We start from the raw sequence: 17,149 nt of genomic DNA, 5'->3' as shown, positions 1-17,149 counted from the left end.
AAGTGTCATGAGTAGAAATGAATCTGAAACCCGTGCTGAACTAATCTCACCTAAATTAACGATAGATGGTTGGGGTAAAGCTGACCACAGCATTATTCGCCGAGAGGTGATCATTACTGCTGGGCGTATTTTAGGCGGTGGTAAACGTAGTTCTAAACTCAGTGCGGATTACGTTTTAGAGTTTCAAGGCCGTAAACTCGCAGCTGTTGAAGCCAAACGTGAAAGCCTAAGTTACACCGAAGGTGTTCGCCAAGCCAAAGACTACGCTCAACGCTTGCAGTGCCGTTTCGCTTATGCCACCAATGGTCATGACATTTACCAAATAGACATGCTAACGGGTGAAGAACAGCTCGTTAACCGCTATTTAAGCCCTGAAGAGATGTGGGCGATTGCCTTTAATGGTGAAGACGGAAAGAGCGAACCCAAATTCACGAGTACTTGGCGTGAGAACTTTGCAAAAATCCCGTTTGAATGTAAAGGCGATTGGCAACCTCGCTATTACCAAGAGAATGCGATTAACCAAGCGTTGGAGGCAATAGCAAAAGGCACGGGTAAAACCTGCATTGCCATTCAGCTGTCTTGGAAGCTATTCAACAGCCGCTGGAGCTTACAAGCGGCTAAGAATCCAAGTAACGCTAAAAAGCGCCCACGTATATTATTCCTAGCCGACCGTAATGTACTTACTAAGCAAGCCTTTAATGACTTTGGTGCCTTTGGTGAAGATGCGGTGGTTCGTATTACCCCTAGCGAAATCAAAAAAGCCAAAGGTGTGCCGAAAAATGCCAGTATCTTCATGGCCATTTTCCAAACCTTAATGACTGATAGTGCAAACCAAAACAGTGCGGATCTAGAAGAGGTTGAAGACGAAGAATTTGAACAAGCTGTCATCACCGACACAGACTACTGTAACTTCAGACAATATCCTGAAGACTTCTTCGACTTCATCATTATTGATGAGTGTCACCGTGGCGGCGCAAATGATGAAAGCTCATGGCGTGACATCCTCAACTATTTCGCACCTGCCGTACAACTGGGCTTGACTGCAACACCTAAACGTACTGACAACGCTGATAGTTACAAATACTTCGGTGATCCTGTTTATAGCTACACATTAAAGCAAGGCATCAACGACGGTTTCTTAACACCTTTTAAAGTATATCCAATTGTCGGCACTATGGATGAGTACATCTATACCCCAGGTGATGCAGTGACCTTTAAAGGTGAACCAGAGCCAGGGAAAGTGTACAAAGAGAGTGATTTCAATCGAATTATCACAATGCCTCAGAGAGAGCAAAAGCGTGTGCAATATTGGATGGACCATATCAATCCAAGAGAGAAGACCATAGTATTCTGTGCTACTCAAGAGCATGCAGGTATGGTTAGAGACTTCATCAACCAATACGCAGTTAAGAAAGGTTGGACAACAAACCCAAGTTACTGTGTTCGCATAACTGCTAATGATGGCGCTGCGGGTGAGAATGATCTACGCACATTCTGTGACAACGAAAAAACAATTCCGACGATCTTAACGACCTCTCGTAAGCTATCGACCGGTGTTGATGCCCGTAACGTACGTAACATAGTACTGATGCGCCCATGTAACAACATGATTGAGTTTAAGCAGATCATTGGCCGTGGCACTCGTATGTACGATGGCAAATCATTTTTCACGGTATATGACTTTGTAAAAGCCCATCACAATTTCTCTGACCCTGGGTGGGATGGCGAGCCATTACCGCCAGAGGAAAAGCCCGGCGAAGAGCCTTGTGATACCTGTAATAACAAGCCATGTAGTTGCCTATGTGAAGAGTGTGGCTTCAATCCGTGCAATTGTGACACTGAAGCCCCAGACGTGCCTTGTAGCGAGTGCCACCACTCTCCTTGCCAATGTCTTGTCGAACCTTGTAATAACTGCGGAGACACCCCTTGTAGCTGCGATACGGGGGGCGATGATGAAGGGCCAGGTAAACCAGAGAAGATATTCATTACTCTAACCGACGGCAAAGTACGCCAAATACAACACATGAAAAGCGTATTGTTCATGGGTGCTGACGGCGACATGCTCACCGCTAAACAGTTTGTTGAGCAGCTATTTGGTTATTTACCACGATTCTTTGGCAATGAAGATGAGCTACGCGAGATCTGGAGCAACCCAAGCACCCGCGAAAAGCTACTCGCGGATCTGCAAGAAGCGGGTTACGACGATGAAAAACTCGATAGCATGAAAGAAATTATCGATGCTAAAGATAGCGACGTTTATGACCTGTTGTCTTTTGTCGCTTACGCCAGAGAAACCCATACTCGAAAAGAACGCGTCGCTACAGCAAAGCCAGGCATATCGAGCGAATTCACCCCAAACCAAATAGAGTTTATCGAATTCATTTTAGACAAGTACATTGAAGATGGCGTTCAAGAGCTGGCAGCCAAGAAAATGCGCAGTTTAGTTGAGCTTAAGTACGGCACGATAAGCGATGCTGCTGAACAATTCGGTTCGCCAATGGCTATACGAGATACGTTCATTGGGTTTCAGAAGTATTTGTATGAGTAGAGGCAATTTTGTACCTATCATTTATGTGAAGCTCAGTGATTTAAAAACAAGAACTCTTTTTCCTGTCTAAAGGCGTATTTTCGGTTGTGAACATGGGTTTATTTACAAGCCTAACTTAGCCTTAAGATCGATTGGCATCTTCTCAATTGAAAGGTTTAGCACCTCTTTGGTCGTGAGAGCCTTGAGAGCATTGTATTTCTTCTCTAGACTTTGATGGCTCACCACAACCGCCTCCTTCTTTTTCCTTCTAAGTCCCGTATTTTTCCGTTTGACTTGTTTCTTCTGTTCGGTTTGATGCCGCTTAAGAAGCTCATCGTTAATATCATCAAAGAAAGTACGAATATGAGGGCTGAAAGAGGATGTGTTAAAAATACTCTGTGCTGATACGCCCACTGCTTTAGCCACATGTGACTTTTTCAACTGGTAGAATTTCGGCGTTTTTGTTGTTTCGACTTCACCAAAGTTCTCAATTGCTTTCTCTGCCTGTGCCTTCAACTCAAGAATCGCATGGTAAGCTTTGTAAGTGGTGTGGTCTTTGTCATCAACCACCCAGGAGGCCGAGACGCTCTGCTCAACTGTTGAATCATCATCCAGCGAATCAAGGAAGTCATCGGTGAACAATTCATCCAGATCATTCGTAGCCATACTGTTTTGCCTCCACTGCCATTTTGCGCTTAATTGAATCGACCGCATCCTCTATCGCTGACAATATTTTGTCTACGCTTTCCTCATTCCTACTGTTTCGAAGCTCTTTGATTCGCCTTAAACTTGATGTTAAGGCAGGAAGGTGAGATTCCAGTAAAAAGCCAATCCCATTTGGTTGCATTGCCTCTTTAACCATTGGTTGAACTGTTTGCCAAATTCCCCGGATATTCCCCTCCGAAATATAAGCATTCATACAATTTAGACAAAATTCGAGTTTTGCATCCTGTGGATTTAAGCTTCCCATTTGGGCGCACTTGGCACGGCTCTCGCCACCATCACGAGGAATACACGTAGCAAATCGACTCGGTTGAATATCGATGATCCTCCCAGCAATCGCCTCGCTTAATGCACGCCGTTCACTCTCAGTGAGCTCGCTCTCATCTTTAACCTGTGTTAAGTGGACAGCCTTTTTGACAAACTGGGCTACCCCCCCGATATACCGCTCACCAATGTGGTTTGATTCGATAATCAACGTTTCAACAATGGTGTTTAAATAGCGTTGTTTTGCCGAGGCCATCAGCCCCCGTGCGTCTTTGTCTCTCAAGTACGCCATAAAGAATGAATTGTCTAAATGAGCAAATTGATGGCGAATTACTGCCCCTACATCCCCCTGATAGCGCGTTAATACCGCTTCAGCCCAAATATGACGAAAAGCATGAGCAGATGGATAGCGAACCCCCTCTAATATTTCAGAGGTTATATCCATAACTGTTTTTTTATCATTTAAATCTATCGAATTACTCGTCAATAGATTTTTAGTTTCATCAGAAAGATAAGTATCTATTATTTGCTGATGTTTAATGTTATCGACTTCATTATCTTTCATATATTTAATTAAAGAAGATTTAAAACGCTCTTGCGCTCTAGCTCCATTGAATGAGGAATTTGATAGACGAAGCCAATCTTTTTTCACCTCTTTGGCACAAGTTAATAAATTCTCATAACGCGCGCTACCGACCTCATACATCAAAGATAATTTCCTAAGCTTTTCTTGTTCTGTGTTCGTTAACAGACAAATCTCTTTTTGAATTAATCTGTCTAACAAAACTACGTCATTAAAAGGTGAATAAGAATCTACAAACCCTTTCCAATTAGCGATAACTCTATTATTAATACAAACATCAGAATTGTTTAACTTTTCTTTTTTGAAATTATTATTTTCCAACCGATACAAGCAAGGTTCATTGCTTGAACTCCCAAACACATCATTCAATTGTGCCGCAATTTGATAGCACTGCGATGTGATTTCTCGATTAATTTTAGTTGACCCACTCGTTTTAGGAACAAGCCATTTTAATTTAAAACAAAATGGCACATGAGCATTATCTAAAATATCTAGATTAGGTTCTGGACGTATAGCACTCAGTGGGAATCCAAATTCTGATCTTCGATAACCAGTCCACGCAACCACTAAACTTGTCATTGCATATAGTGTAATGTTGAGTGTCGTTTTAAAGTTTTCATACGTTTTATTCTCCGAATAGGAGATTTGCTCTAGTGCCCACTTTTGAATATCTACTAGAAACTGAGTTTGTTCTAATTTCTTCTTGTCGATGATTAATTGCATTTTTTTATACAGATCTTCCACCAAAGTTTCATTCAGGGACTCACTTCCTAAGAAAGTCTGATCCAGTGACAATAAATAACCTTGCCATACCTCATCTGGTGTCTTATGTCCATCCAACCCTAAATGCTTTTGTAACATCAGGACTCGAATTAATTCCATTGCATCGCTTCGAGTAGATAAACCTAGCTCATAAACCAAAGCTTCAATATTACTATCTTTTAACGACATCACTGCTTCAAAATGCTTCAGGTATTCATTAAAAAGGATATTTTCAGCATTAACTTTAAGTGCTATATGATTAATACCTTTAGTATGAGAATTAGGCGCATAATCCTCGCCACCAAACACAGCAGAAAGCATTACATTAAATAGACGATTATTCGTTTTTGATTCAAAACTTCCAATAGAGTACTTATTAATGCAATGTTCAAAGGTTTTTTTACACACTAAGACATAAAGAAAATTCTGCTGATAAACACCATTCAAGTAATCGACATAATATTGTCCAAGCTCTAAACCAAGAAAGTTAAAGCTACCTCCTTTTTTATACTCAGCTAGCGTAGTGCTATACTGCGTTTGGCATACATCATTTAAACTTTTTTCAACTATTTTAAATGTGAGTTTAGGTTCAATCACCCCCACCACACCTAATGCTTTTAGTGAATTTCTTATTTTATGAAAAGACACTCGTCTGATAGAGGCACGATATGAAGGTATTGATACACGATTCACTAAACCATGTGGGCTTATCGTTCGTCCCATGAATGATGTCCAGAAAGGTTCCATTAGTGATATATTTAGGATAGAAACATTATTCTCTTTAAAAAAGGCAAATAAATGAAGCATCATTTGGTAGGTCGGTTGGACATACGCAATATTAGATGGCGTCAACATTTCCAGACAGGCCAGCTTCGCATATGCTTTACTGCTTAACAAATACTCACAATTATCTTTGATATAAGTTGCAATTGAACTTAAGCTATATTCAGGTGAATCAAACCATGAAAAATCAATCGTTGTTATATTGCCATATTGTTTTGCACTAAAACTCCAAACATCAGAGTAAAAATCACCTCTTTCATTTATAAAGAACGGATTCGCCTTTAATTTTAGATTTTTCTCATGCCAAAAGTTATCAATTTGATAATTTAGTACACTTAATGTCATATAACCTCCAACTACATAGAATTAAAGACGCTAATCACTACGCCATTCTTAATCATTAAATCAAATTGGTCTCTACCCTTTCGTAGTGATGGTTTACTCATCTTTTTGAGCGTACCCTCGATCCATTCAACGGTTGGTATAACAGTCTTAAACAAAAAGTCTGGATTATTCGCAAGTATCTTTTTGTGATTTTTTTTAAATTCGTGGAGGTAGTTATACATCTTTAGAACTGTGATTGAGCTATCAACTACATAAATAGGAGATAAAGGTTCGCTTTCATTTTTATCATTCAATGAGAGAACTCCTACTTCATTCACTTTTCCTTTTCCCTGTCCAGTTATCATACGAAGTCTTGAGTTCATTTCTTCATGCCTATAAGAGATACTTTCTGTCACCGCCATAAATTCGCTGTTAAATCGTTTTAATTGTTCTGCATCATCACGCTCAAAGCCCAAATTAAAGACATTTTGAATTAAATCAAACATTACCTCACGAGTAATTCTTCCTGAGTTATTAATCCACGCTTCATTATCTTCAGTCAGGTAGTTAACCTTCTCTGTCTGGTTTGAATGAGAGTTTCGGTTAATGAGGTAGTCTAAAGTATAAGGATCGCTAAAAGCATGAACTGCGCTATTTTTTATTAATTGAAAACCAAACAAATTTGACTGACAAGGAGATTGTGATTGCCTTACCAATTTTTGTCTGTCTTCTAATGCCACTTTATTAGCGTTTGCAACACAATTAATAGTATGAATCCCATTCGATATCAGAGAGCAAAGTGTTAAGGGCATTAAACAAGGTATATTTTGCTTTGAGTGTACGGTTTTTAACACCATAGAAATACTACTTGATTGAAGCAGTAAATTTAAAGTCCCTAAAAGTGAGTTAAAACCATTACTTATAAAAAGAACCACCTTAGTATAAAAAGGTAGGCTTTCTTCTTGTTGCTCCATTACAACCAATAATGCCTTTCCTTCTCGCGTTCGAGTTGAAAGGGAGCGTGTAGCGTGAAAAAGCTTTGACCTCCCTTTGAAGTATTCACATTCGATATGTGTCACTCGACCACCAACTTTCATTAACCTGAAGTCCGAATGAGTAATTTTAGGTATATCTGTCGGCTGTACCATTAATCCTGCCATTATCCACGCAAACATAACTTCTTCTATTTTGGTGACAGCTTTTGATACTTCATTACACAATAAGTTTTTAACTACATCAATTGAGAAAAGAGTTCCATTTCTCATAGCGGTGAAATTATCTCTACAATATTCAGCATTAACTTTATCCGTATTGAACTTTTTATTTAAAAATAAACTATCGCATTCAGTCTGACTCTTTAATACATTTAATAGATTGAAGTAGCTACTTTGACTAGATGCATTCGACAATAGCAAAACTCCTAGAGCGGATTGAAGAGTATATGATGGTTTATCTAGTCGATGATAAGCACACACAATTAAATAAACCATCTCCCCAATTAGACATTGCTTTTTACTCCGTGAAAGAGTTTTAAAATTCAAATCTAACAAAGGTGCTAACTGAGGCTCGGTACTCTTGATCAATGTTTGAAGTTCATCTTTATAATCTTTAAGTTCAATAATCAAAGTTGCAGCTGTCAAACTTAATGAATTGATGGCTAACTTCGGTGAAGCTAAAGCCGAATATAACTCACCCCCAATGCCAATATCTTCTCTTCTCAACCAGTCTAACGCACCGAAATAACTCGCTATGGATTTTTGTGATTTGTTTAAGTTAGGTGCAGGTTTCGTCTTTCTTAGTTCAATAAGAAATGTATAATCTTCGCTACTCAACTCTTTACTAAGAGCTTCCGATTCAATTGCATACCCAATAATAGAATTGAGGGCTCTTAGTGGGCTATAACCACCATGATTATCAAGCTCATCCATACGATCAGATTCATAACGCCTTAAAATTTCGTAACGATTATTAATTTTGTAAGAATTTAACCATGAAATGAAGGGTTTTGCTGCTGATGAGAAAACATCTTTAGCTGTTACAGCTGCACTTTTATCAAAGAACACATAATTATAAACAGCAATCATTGCTTTATATATAATCACCTTATCAGGCGTGTTAATATCATCCAATAATAGTATGTGCGAAGCATATTGTTCCGTTTTAGGCACTATTATTGAAGTAGCTGTAAAAGGCAATTCAAATGCAGTAACTGATTGTTCTTTTTTAAAGTCATGCTTTAATCGCTCTTCTATCTCAGAACTTGAAAGCGCTTTATCCATTAACCACCTCTATTAATAGAGCTTCTCGCTCTCCACAAGCATGAATGTAGATTTTTGTTGTTTGGTTAGCGTGCTTACCATCTACCTTATGGCCAAGACGCCGAGCGGTTTCAATATAAACTCTTGATTCTGTTGTGATTGACTCGTAATTTTTTTTAGCAGCAACACATAAATAGTGGAAAATATCTGTTCCAAACGAATGCCTTAAATGATGGTAAACATTGTCCTCATCTAACATTTGATAACCTGAATAAGCCTCTGGGTTTTCACTCATTACCTTTAACAGCTTCTTCAGTGTCTTAGAAAAAGTAGCACTTCCGTACCTTCTGCTAACCTCTTCTCCTTTCGTGTAATTGCTAGAGTTAGAAACAAGCAAATGATTCGACGCTGACTCTGGGCGCTCCGTATTGCAGTAACGCTCCATCAATTCTAGGTGAGTACGAGGAATATAGAGTGTTCGCGCAGAGCCGTATTTCACATCCATAGAAGAGAGGTGGTACTCAAACTCTTCCTTTTCAGGTGATTCTTTCAATTTCTTAAATAAGCTCTGTAAACCCAGACGGATTTTGCCGTCAGCTTTAAAATCAGCCAAATAAAACCCTCGGTTCTCAGAAGTCCTGCACCCTAACTCCCCACCATTTCGAAGAACAATTTCCTCTAGCAAACTGTCTGTATGTCGATAAAGGAGCTCCCTTGTCGCAGGAAGAAAGTATTTGACAATGAGATTAGACTTATTATTTCCTCTAGCTAATGCTCTATATTCAGAGAAAATAAATATCTTTTTAAAGTTTGTATCGAAAAAGTAAGTCAACCAATGGTAATAGCTACAAAGGGAAGTAATGGCTTTGTTCACAACGACTTCGCTTTTTTGCTTTTCTACAATGAGGTATTCATTTATATATTCATTAATGAACTCGGCAGGAAGGGCGGTATGCCACGCAAGGGTAACGGAAGGGTGGTTATAATCTTCTATCCATTCTAAGAACAGGCCAAGTTGATGTCCACGTACATATTGAGCATCACCTCCAATCTCATCCTCTTTGAGTAAGAACTCGAAATTGCCTTTGCCTTCAATACGTTTTTTTTCATGAACAACCGAAAGACCAGTCACATAAGTGTATCGACAATAGAGACAAGGTAGAAGAATAGGAACATCATTATCGTAAAGGTAAATCCAATGACCATTATGTGATTTATCATGAATACGCTGCATACATTTTCAACCCCAAAATTGCCACCCTTTGGTTGAAGTGTAGTAGGCATTAATTCAATTACAACTTTCCCCAATAATTAACACCTGCTAGTTTAAAAACAATCCATATCGACATGGATTATTTTTCTGATTTTATCTTGGTCTGCACTGCACATTTAGGAATAACTCAACCTTACAACTGTATCTATGAACAGTATAATCAATTATCCCGCGATTTAAAATGATCTCGTGTCCAGCTCAAGAGGTTTCACTTCAACAGCAGTCCACTCTTCTGATAGTATTGTAAGGAGTATTTAGTCTATAAGTAGGGATAGCTTTTGAGTGAAAAAATACTAGTGGTAGAAGACAGTCGAGCATTCCGAAACTATCTATACCAGCAATTAAAAAACAGTGGCTATGAAGTCGCACTCGCAGAGTCTATTAAGGAAGCGAAAGCGATCTTAGAGCAAGAAACGGATTTCTTGTGTGCTGTATTAGATTACTGCCTACCCGATGGCCAAGATGGTGAAATCATTGATTTGGTACTCGGTTACCAACAAAAAATCATTGTACTCACTGGCATGTTTAACAACACACTTCGAGAGCAAGTTCTCGCCAAAGGTGTGCTTGATTACATCCTCAAAGACAGTATGTCATCGGTCAGTTACTTACTTCCTCTGGTTAATCGAATCTCGAATAATCGACACCATAAAGCGTTAGTCGTTGATGATTCTGCGGTGGTTCGCCGATATGTCGTTCAGCTCCTCGAACATCAATACATTCAAACGATTCAAGCGGAAGATGGCGAACAAGCGCTAGAGCTTCTACGCAACGATCCTGATATCACGTTTGTCGTTACCGATCATGACATGCCTAAAAAAGATGGCATATCGATGACTCGTGACATTCGAGTACACCACGATCGAAACCAACTCGCTATTCTTGGGTTATCAGGCAGTGACGATCGCACCATGACCGCACGCTTCCTTAAAGCGGGCGCCAATGACTTCCTCTATAAGCCATTTAACCAAGAAGAGTTTTTCTGTCGTATTCACCAACTTCTCGATATGAAAGAAGCGACCAATGAACTGTTTCGTCATGCCAATGAGGATGCACTCACGGGGCTATGGAACCGTCGCTACTTGTTCAATCAATCGTGCAAAGGCTGTGAAGAACGTAATATCGCGATGATGGATATCGACTTTTTCAAGAAAGTGAACGATACCTTCGGCCATGATGGTGGCGATGCGGTACTGGTTGCTGTGGGCAGTATCATCAAGGATCACTTCAACGATGATGTGGCCGTTCGTTTTGGCGGTGAAGAGTTTTGTATTCAGTCATGTGGGTCGTTTGAAAGCTTCGTTGATAACCTAGAATCAATGAGAGTAGCAATAGAAGATCATGAAGTGATTCATGAATCCCAAAGCATTAAAGTCAGCATCAGCATTGGTGTCACGGATTTAAACGGCAAGCTAGATGAACAAATAAAAGCAGCCGACGAACTGCTTTATACGGCCAAAGAACAAGGTAGAAACCAGCTTGTATGCGCTCGAAATAAGAGTTCATAGGTAGTTAGCTATATAGATAGACAGATATAACAGCCAAACCCTTTATAGGCAGGCTTATACGGTTTTCACTTTAAGCGTTTAAGTCTGTAGATACCAAAAGAGCTCAAGACAATGCCTTGAGCTCTTACGTTTAGAGAGCTAGATTACCCATTAGTTAAGGACTAATTAAGGAAAACTAGCATCAATCGTTATCACCAATTAAGCGATACGATCCTTGCTCCAAGCCGCTTCTTTTTCTTGACGCTCAGCCAGTTTTTCAACTCGGTAAGCTTCACGTGCTTCGCGCTTTTTACGCGCATCACAAGGTTCTGGGCAATTACAGACTTTGTCGATACCGACAGCGCCTAAACCACCACAGCTACCCTTCACAACTTTCTTTTGGACAATATAGCCAATCGACATTGCTGTGATCACGGCAAGAAAAACACCAAATGTAATCAGAAATGTATTCATAATTCTCTCGCTTACCTTATTTACCTAAGTATGGCTTAAATGCTTCTGAAGCAATTTCTTTAAAGCCATCTGCTGTTTTAACCACCATAAACGCTGGGATGTTATGCTGGTTAGCGATTTCCATTCCTCTTACTTCACCTAAGACCATAAGGCCAGTAGATAAGCCGTCTGCAGTCATTGAAGACGGGTTTAAAACAGTCACAGAAACCACTTTGTGATGAAGAGGTTTACCTGTTTCTGGGTTGATGATGTGTGAGTAACGAACACCATCACGCTCGAAATAGTTACGATAGTCACCAGAGGTTGCAATCGCCATATCACCCGGTTCGATGATCTCTTGAATAGTACGCTCTTCTACACTTGGTTTCTCAATCGCTATGCGCCAACCTACATTGTCACGGTTTAGACCTTTCAAGCGAATTTCACCGCCAATTTCAACCATGTAGTTGTGAATGCCAATTGAATCAAGATAGTCAGCTACAACGTCAACACCCCAACCTTTTGCAATTGTCGAAAGATCGACATACAAGTTCGGTAGATCCTTGGTGAGCTTGTTGCCTTCAATGCTTAGGTGATGGATACCCACCTTCGCTTTACGAGCAGCAAGTTCTTCGTCAGTTGGAACAACTTCTGGACGTGCTTCTGGGCCAAAACCCCACAAGTTCACTAAAGGACCAACAGTAACATCCAACGCTCCTTCAGTAAGACCGTTCAAACGAATAGCTTCTTTCACTACAATCGCAGTTTGCTCAGAAACTTCAAATGGGTCTGCGCCCTTGTGCTGATTAAAACGGCTTAACTCTGAGTCTTCACGGTAAGTCGACATCTGATCATTTACTTCTTCAAGTAAGCGATCAATCTCGGTGTGAATCTCTTTAGACTCAGGGAACTCATCACCATTGATGTATTTAATATTGTAGCTAGTACCCATCGTTGGGCCACTTAAATGCACTTGCTCAATCGGCTTTTCACAGCCAGCAAGAAAAATCAAAGAAGTTAATGCAACAAGCCAAATTCTCACTTGCTTACTCCTGTCTAATGTTGAGGATTTATATAAGGAAAAATAAGAGTAAATATAGGTCTTAAAAATACCTTACTCTTTCTTATATAAGCCAGTATGTTGTCAAAACGAGCTTTAGAAAAACAAATGGCTGACTCGTAGGAGTCAGCCATAATATCAATCACTTAAATGGATTAACCACCGAAGTCATCTAGTAGGATGTTTTCATCTTCTACACCAAGATCTTTCAGCATGCCGATAACAGCCGCGTTCATCATTGGTGGACCACACATGTAGTACTCGCAGTCTTCAGGAGCTTCGTGATCCTTCAGGTAGTTTTCGTACAGTACATTATGGATGAAACCTGTGTAACCGTCCCAGTTGTCCTCTGGTTGAGGATCAGACAGTGCACAGTGCCACACGAAGTTTTCGTTTGCAGCCGCTAGGCCGTCGAAGTCTTCAATGTAGAACATCTCACGCTTAGAACGTGCACCGTACCAGTAAGACATCTTACGAGTAGAGTTAAGACGCTTAAGTTGGTCGAAGATATGTGAACGCATTGGCGCCATACCTGCACCACCACCGATGAATACCATTTCATTGTCTGTGTCTTTAGCAAAGAACTCACCAAATGGACCAGAAATAGTACATTTGTCGCCTTCTTTAAGAGACCAGATGTATGAAGACATCACACCAGGAGCTACGTCAGGGTTGTTTGGCGGCGGAGTTGCGATACGCACGTTAAGCTTGATGATGCCTTTCTCTTCTGGGTATGAAGCCATAGAGTAAGCACGGATCGAATGCTCTTTAACGATAGACTCGTAACGGAACAAGTTGAACTTATCCCAGTCACCACGGTATTCGTCAGGAATATCGTAATCTGCGTATTTCACGTGATGTGGTTCAGCTTCAATCTGAATGTAACCACCGGCACGGAAAGGTACTTCTTCGCCTTCAGGGATAGCAAGTGCTAACTCTTTGATGAAAGTAGCTTCGTTATCGTTAGAGATAACAGTACATTCCCACTTCTTAACACCAAAGATGTCTTCGTCTAGCTCAATCTCCATGTCAGTTTTCATAGCAACTTGACATGCAAGACGTTCGCCTTCACGAGCTTCGCCTTTTGTGATGTGATCAAGTTCTGTAGGTAGAATATCGCCACCGCCAGACTTAACTTTTACACGACACTGACCACAAGAGCCACCGCCACCACAAGCAGAAGATACGAAGATGCCTGCACCAGCAAGAGCACCAAGTAGCTTACTACCAGGTTGAGTAACGATCGCCTTCTCAGGGTCGCCGTTTACAGCAATAGTGATGTCACCTGATGGTACTAGCTTAGATTTAGCGAAAAGAATCACTAATACTAGAGCCAATACAATAATGGTAAACATCGCTACGCCAAGAATAATGCTTTGCATTTGTTATTCCTTATTACTGGGTGCTTACCCTACAGTTGAACACCAGAGAAAGACATAAAGCCTAACGCCATCAAACCAACAGTAATGAACGTGATACCAAGGCCACGTAGACCTGGAGGTACGTCAGAGTACTTCATCTTCTCACGGATACCCGCAAGAGCAACGATAGCTAACATCCAACCCACACCAGAACCGAAGCCGTAAACAACAGATTCAGCAAAGTTGTAGTCACGAGTTACCATGAAAGATACACCACCAAAGATTGCACAGTTAACTGTGATCAGAGGAAGGAAGATACCTAGTGCGTTGTACAAAGGTGGGAAGAAACGGTCTAGAACCATCTCTAGGATTTGTACAAGTGCAGCGATAACACCGATGAATGCGATGAAGTTAAGGAAACTTAAATCGACACCGGCAACAAGTGCATTTTCTTTTAGGATGTGTGTGTAAACAAGGTTGTTTACAGGAACAGCGATTGTAAGTACTACAACTACCGCAACACCAAGACCAAAAGAAGTTTTAACTTTCTTAGAAACCGCTAGGAATGTACACATACCTAGGAAGAAAGAAAGCGCCATGTTTTCGATGAAAATCGATTTAACTAGCAGACTAATATAATGTTCCATGACTACCTTACCCCTTCGCTTCTACTTGTTCTGGTTTGAACACACGAATTGCCCAAATCAAGAAACCAATTAGGAAGAATGCTGAAGGTGCTAGAAGCATCAAGCCGTTTGGCTGATACCAACCACCGTTGCTCACTAGAGGTAGTACTTCCATACCAAATAGTTTGCCAGAGCCTAGAAGCTCACGGAAGAAACCAACAGTGATAAGAACGAAACCGTAACCAAGACCGTTACCAAGACCATCGATGAACGATGGGATTGGAGCAGACTTCATTGCGAATGCTTCAGCACGACCCATTACAATACAGTTAGTAATGATTAGGCCAACGAATACAGATAGCTGTTTAGAGATATCGTATAAGTATGCTTTAAGCACTTGGTCTACCACGATTACTAATGATGCGATAATTGCCATCTGAACGATGATACGCACACTGTTAGGAATGTGGTTACGGATTAAAGAAACGAAGAAGTTAGACAGAGCAGTAACGAACATTACCGCGATTGTCATAACAAATGCTGTTTCTAGCTTAGTGGTTACCGCAAGAGCAGAACACACACCAAGAACCTGTAGCGCGATTGGGTTGTTATCCAACACAGGCGCTAAGATGCTCTTTTTAATTTCTTTTGCACTAGACATTAGTTCAGACCTCCGTCACGAACTTTTGCTAGGAACGGACCAAAGCCCATATCACCTAACCAGAAGTCAAATGTATGTTGAACACCAACGCTAGTCAGTGTTGCACCAGAAAGGCCATCTACACCGTGCTCAGAACCTTGAGGAGCGCCACCTTTAACAACCTGAATAGCAGGTTTGTGGTTTTCGTCGAATAATTTCTTACCAACGAATTGAGCGCGCCAAGTTGGGTTCTCAACTTCACCACCAAGTCCAGGAGTTTCACCTTGCTCGTAGTAAGTGATACCAGAAACTGTGTTTCCATCAGTTTCTACCGCAACGAATGCGTACATCATTGACCATAGGCCGTTACCGTGAACAGGGATGATAACTTTAGAAGTTTCAGCGCCATCTTTCACAAGGTATACAGTACCCGTGTTAGCACGACGAATGATCTTAGCGATGTCATCTTCAGCTGAAAGCTTGATTGACTCAGCAGGATCTTTTGCCGCTTTACGTTGGTCGTATGCAGCAGCATCGCCGTCAACGAAATCGCCAGTAGCGAAATCAACTAGACGAGGTTCGATGTTCTCTGCGTACAGTGCTGGAATATCACCTGCAAGCTCAATACCCGCAACTTCAAGGATCTTAGTTTGCTGATCCAGAACTGCGTTAGCTTGCTGCTTAGGTTTAAGAACAACTGCAGCTGTTGAAACGATGATTGAGCACACTAGGCTCAATGCGATAACAACAAACAGCGTCTTTTTAATGCTATCGTTATTACTTGCCATAGCGCGCTAGTCTCCGCTTAATGTTCTTCTCGATTACAACGTGGTCAAACAGAGGAGCAAATAGGTTTGCGAATAGAATCGCAAGCATCATGCCTTCTGGATATGCAGGGTTAACTACACGAATCATTACACACATTGCGCCGATTAGGATTCCGTACCACCACTTACCTTTATTGGTAAATGAAGCTGATACTGGGTCTGTCGCCATGAAGAACATACCGAACGCGAAGCCACCTAGAACTAGGTGCCAGTGCCAAGGCATGCTGAACATTGCGTTAGTATCAGAACCGATCACGTTGAACAGCGTAGACACAGCAATCATACCGATCATTACACCAGCAATGATGCGCCATGAAGCGATACGCATGTAAACAATCATCGCTGCACCAATCATAAGTGCAAGAGTCGATACTTCACCGATAGAACCTGGGATGTTACCAATGAATGCGTCCATCCAAGTGATTGCTTCACCAGATGTTACGTTCATTAGTGCGCTACCGCCGCCTTGAGCCCATTGGCTAAGAGCAGTTGCACCAGAGAAACCATCTGCAGCAGTCCAAACTACGTCACCTGAAATCTGTGCAGGGTATGCAAAGAATAGGAACGCACGGCCAGCAAGTGCAGGGTTCAGGAAGTTACGACCCGTGCCACCGAAGATCTCTTTCGCTACAACAACACCGAAGGTAATACCTAGTGCTGCTTGCCATAGAGGAAGAGTTGGCGGAACGATAAGCGCAAATAAGATAGAAGTAACAAAGAAACCTTCATTTACTTCGTGCTTACGCACCATACAGAACAGAACTTCCCAGAAACCACCAACGATAAATACCGTTGCGTAAATAGGTAGGAAGTATGTCGCACCAAGTAGCATCTTGCTGCCAACACCTGCATCGGGCCCTAAGGAGGCTCCAAGCATTTCGGTTAGCCAGTAGTGCCAGTTACCATCGATAACAGAAACTAATTCAGCGCCTGCGTACATATGGTTAAGTGCAGCGATAGCTTGGCCACCCGCGTTGTACATACCCCAGAACATTGCTGGGAATACCGCGAACCAAACCATGATCATGATACGTTTTAAATCAACGCTATCACGAACGTGTGAGCTTTTCTTTGTGATAAGACCTGGCGTGTAGAACACTGTCGCTGCTGCTTCGTAAAGCGCAAACCACTTCTCGTGTTTACCACCTGGCTCAAAATGATGCTCGATGTCTTCAAGAAACTTTTTAAGGCCCATGAA

At 41.2% G+C, this 17,149-nt stretch carries 13 protein-coding genes; 2 read left to right on the top strand and 11 right to left on the bottom strand.

Annotated features, from left to right (window positions below; genetic code table 11):
• Positions 1-7: 7 nt before the first annotated feature.
• On the top strand, positions 8-2,548 hold the full coding sequence (hsdR, locus tag QUF19_RS03520) for an EcoAI/FtnUII family type I restriction enzme subunit R (protein WP_286296033.1): 2,541 nt from the start codon (positions 8-10) through the stop codon (positions 2,546-2,548).
• Between the two features lie 102 nt (positions 2,549-2,650).
• Here the strand turns inward: hsdR and QUF19_RS03515 are convergent, their stop codons facing one another.
• Genes QUF19_RS03515 through QUF19_RS03500 form a run of 4 tightly spaced genes read right to left on the bottom strand, consistent with a single transcriptional unit; the run spans position 2,651 to position 9,458 of the window.
• Positions 2,651-3,193 carry a hypothetical protein gene (locus QUF19_RS03515; protein ID WP_102579653.1) on the bottom strand — a complete coding sequence of 181 codons (543 nt, stop codon included), beginning with the start codon at positions 3,191-3,193 and terminating at the stop codon, positions 2,651-2,653.
• Positions 3,180-5,987, bottom strand: coding sequence for a hypothetical protein (locus QUF19_RS03510; protein WP_286296029.1), 2,808 nt, complete (start codon positions 5,985-5,987; stop codon positions 3,180-3,182). Before QUF19_RS03510 ends, QUF19_RS03515 begins: the two co-directional genes overlap by 14 nt.
• A gap of 11 nt (positions 5,988-5,998) precedes the next feature.
• Positions 5,999-8,245, bottom strand: a complete 2,247-nt coding sequence (locus QUF19_RS03505) for a hypothetical protein (RefSeq protein WP_270000030.1) — start codon at positions 8,243-8,245, stop codon at positions 5,999-6,001.
• The gene (locus tag QUF19_RS03500) at positions 8,238-9,458 is read right to left on the bottom strand and encodes a site-specific integrase (RefSeq protein ID WP_286296028.1); all 1,221 of its coding nucleotides are present in this window, start codon (positions 9,456-9,458) and stop codon (positions 8,238-8,240) included. The genes QUF19_RS03505 and QUF19_RS03500 overlap by 8 nt, the downstream gene beginning before the upstream one ends.
• 317 nt (positions 9,459-9,775) lie before the next feature.
• Here QUF19_RS03500 and QUF19_RS03495 point away from each other — a divergent pair, with 317 nt between their 5' ends.
• Positions 9,776-11,005 (top strand): GGDEF domain-containing response regulator, encoded by a 1,230-nt coding sequence (locus QUF19_RS03495; RefSeq protein ID WP_286296027.1) that lies wholly within the window; start codon positions 9,776-9,778, stop codon positions 11,003-11,005.
• A gap of 198 nt (positions 11,006-11,203) precedes the next feature.
• Here QUF19_RS03495 and nqrM read toward each other — a convergent pair whose 3' ends face one another.
• From nqrM to QUF19_RS03460, 7 genes are all read right to left on the bottom strand, one after another.
• Positions 11,204-11,458 (bottom strand): (Na+)-NQR maturation NqrM, encoded by a 255-nt coding sequence (gene nqrM, locus QUF19_RS03490; RefSeq protein WP_017104444.1) that lies wholly within the window; start codon positions 11,456-11,458, stop codon positions 11,204-11,206.
• A 16-nt stretch (positions 11,459-11,474) separates the two neighbouring features.
• Positions 11,475-12,479 carry an FAD:protein FMN transferase gene (locus QUF19_RS03485; RefSeq protein WP_286296026.1) on the bottom strand — a complete coding sequence of 335 codons (1,005 nt, stop codon included), beginning with the start codon at positions 12,477-12,479 and terminating at the stop codon, positions 11,475-11,477.
• 173 nt (positions 12,480-12,652) lie between these two features.
• Positions 12,653-13,879 (bottom strand): NADH:ubiquinone reductase (Na(+)-transporting) subunit F, encoded by a 1,227-nt coding sequence (nqrF, locus tag QUF19_RS03480; RefSeq protein ID WP_004735212.1) that lies wholly within the window; start codon positions 13,877-13,879, stop codon positions 12,653-12,655.
• Between the two features lie 29 nt (positions 13,880-13,908).
• Positions 13,909-14,505, bottom strand: a complete 597-nt coding sequence (nqrE, locus tag QUF19_RS03475; RefSeq protein ID WP_004735211.1) for an NADH:ubiquinone reductase (Na(+)-transporting) subunit E — start codon at positions 14,503-14,505, stop codon at positions 13,909-13,911.
• Between the two features lie 7 nt (positions 14,506-14,512).
• Positions 14,513-15,145, bottom strand: a complete 633-nt coding sequence (locus tag QUF19_RS03470; protein ID WP_004735210.1) for an NADH:ubiquinone reductase (Na(+)-transporting) subunit D — start codon at positions 15,143-15,145, stop codon at positions 14,513-14,515.
• Positions 15,145-15,912 carry a Na(+)-translocating NADH-quinone reductase subunit C gene (locus QUF19_RS03465; RefSeq protein ID WP_102437467.1) on the bottom strand — a complete coding sequence of 256 codons (768 nt, stop codon included), beginning with the start codon at positions 15,910-15,912 and terminating at the stop codon, positions 15,145-15,147. The genes QUF19_RS03470 and QUF19_RS03465 overlap by 1 nt, the downstream gene beginning before the upstream one ends.
• Positions 15,902-17,146 carry an NADH:ubiquinone reductase (Na(+)-transporting) subunit B gene (locus QUF19_RS03460; RefSeq protein ID WP_122054171.1) on the bottom strand — a complete coding sequence of 415 codons (1,245 nt, stop codon included), beginning with the start codon at positions 17,144-17,146 and terminating at the stop codon, positions 15,902-15,904. The genes QUF19_RS03465 and QUF19_RS03460 overlap by 11 nt, the downstream gene beginning before the upstream one ends.
• Positions 17,147-17,149 lie beyond the last annotated feature (3 nt).

The sequence above is a fragment of the Vibrio sp. FE10 genome, assembly GCF_030297155.1.
GTDB classification, from domain to species: Bacteria; Pseudomonadota; Gammaproteobacteria; order Enterobacterales; family Vibrionaceae; genus Vibrio; species Vibrio apostichopi.
Note: the sequence above shows the minus strand (reverse complement) of the source record. Positions and strands in the feature narration are given on the sequence as shown.

Bases quoted from the DNA above. Each gene is read 5' to 3' on its own strand.
- hsdR (WP_286296033.1), top strand. From the start codon at position 8: ATGAGTAGAAATGAATCTGAAACCCGTGCTGAACTAATCTCACCTAAA.
- QUF19_RS03515 (WP_102579653.1), bottom strand. From the start codon at position 3,193: ATGGCTACGAATGATCTGGATGAATTGTTCACCGATGACTTCCTTGAT.
- QUF19_RS03510 (WP_286296029.1), bottom strand. From the start codon at position 5,987: ATGACATTAAGTGTACTAAATTATCAAATTGATAACTTTTGGCATGAG.
- QUF19_RS03505 (WP_270000030.1), bottom strand. From the start codon at position 8,245: ATGGATAAAGCGCTTTCAAGTTCTGAGATAGAAGAGCGATTAAAGCAT.
- QUF19_RS03500 (WP_286296028.1), bottom strand. From the start codon at position 9,458: ATGCAGCGTATTCATGATAAATCACATAATGGTCATTGGATTTACCTT.
- nqrM (WP_017104444.1), bottom strand. From the start codon at position 11,458: ATGAATACATTTCTGATTACATTTGGTGTTTTTCTTGCCGTGATCACA.
- nqrF (WP_004735212.1), bottom strand. From the start codon at position 13,879: ATGCAAAGCATTATTCTTGGCGTAGCGATGTTTACCATTATTGTATTG.
- nqrE (WP_004735211.1), bottom strand. From the start codon at position 14,505: ATGGAACATTATATTAGTCTGCTAGTTAAATCGATTTTCATCGAAAAC.
- QUF19_RS03470 (WP_004735210.1), bottom strand. From the start codon at position 15,145: ATGTCTAGTGCAAAAGAAATTAAAAAGAGCATCTTAGCGCCTGTGTTG.
- QUF19_RS03465 (WP_102437467.1), bottom strand. From the start codon at position 15,912: ATGGCAAGTAATAACGATAGCATTAAAAAGACGCTGTTTGTTGTTATC.
- QUF19_RS03460 (WP_122054171.1), bottom strand. From the start codon at position 17,146: ATGGGCCTTAAAAAGTTTCTTGAAGACATCGAGCATCATTTTGAGCCA.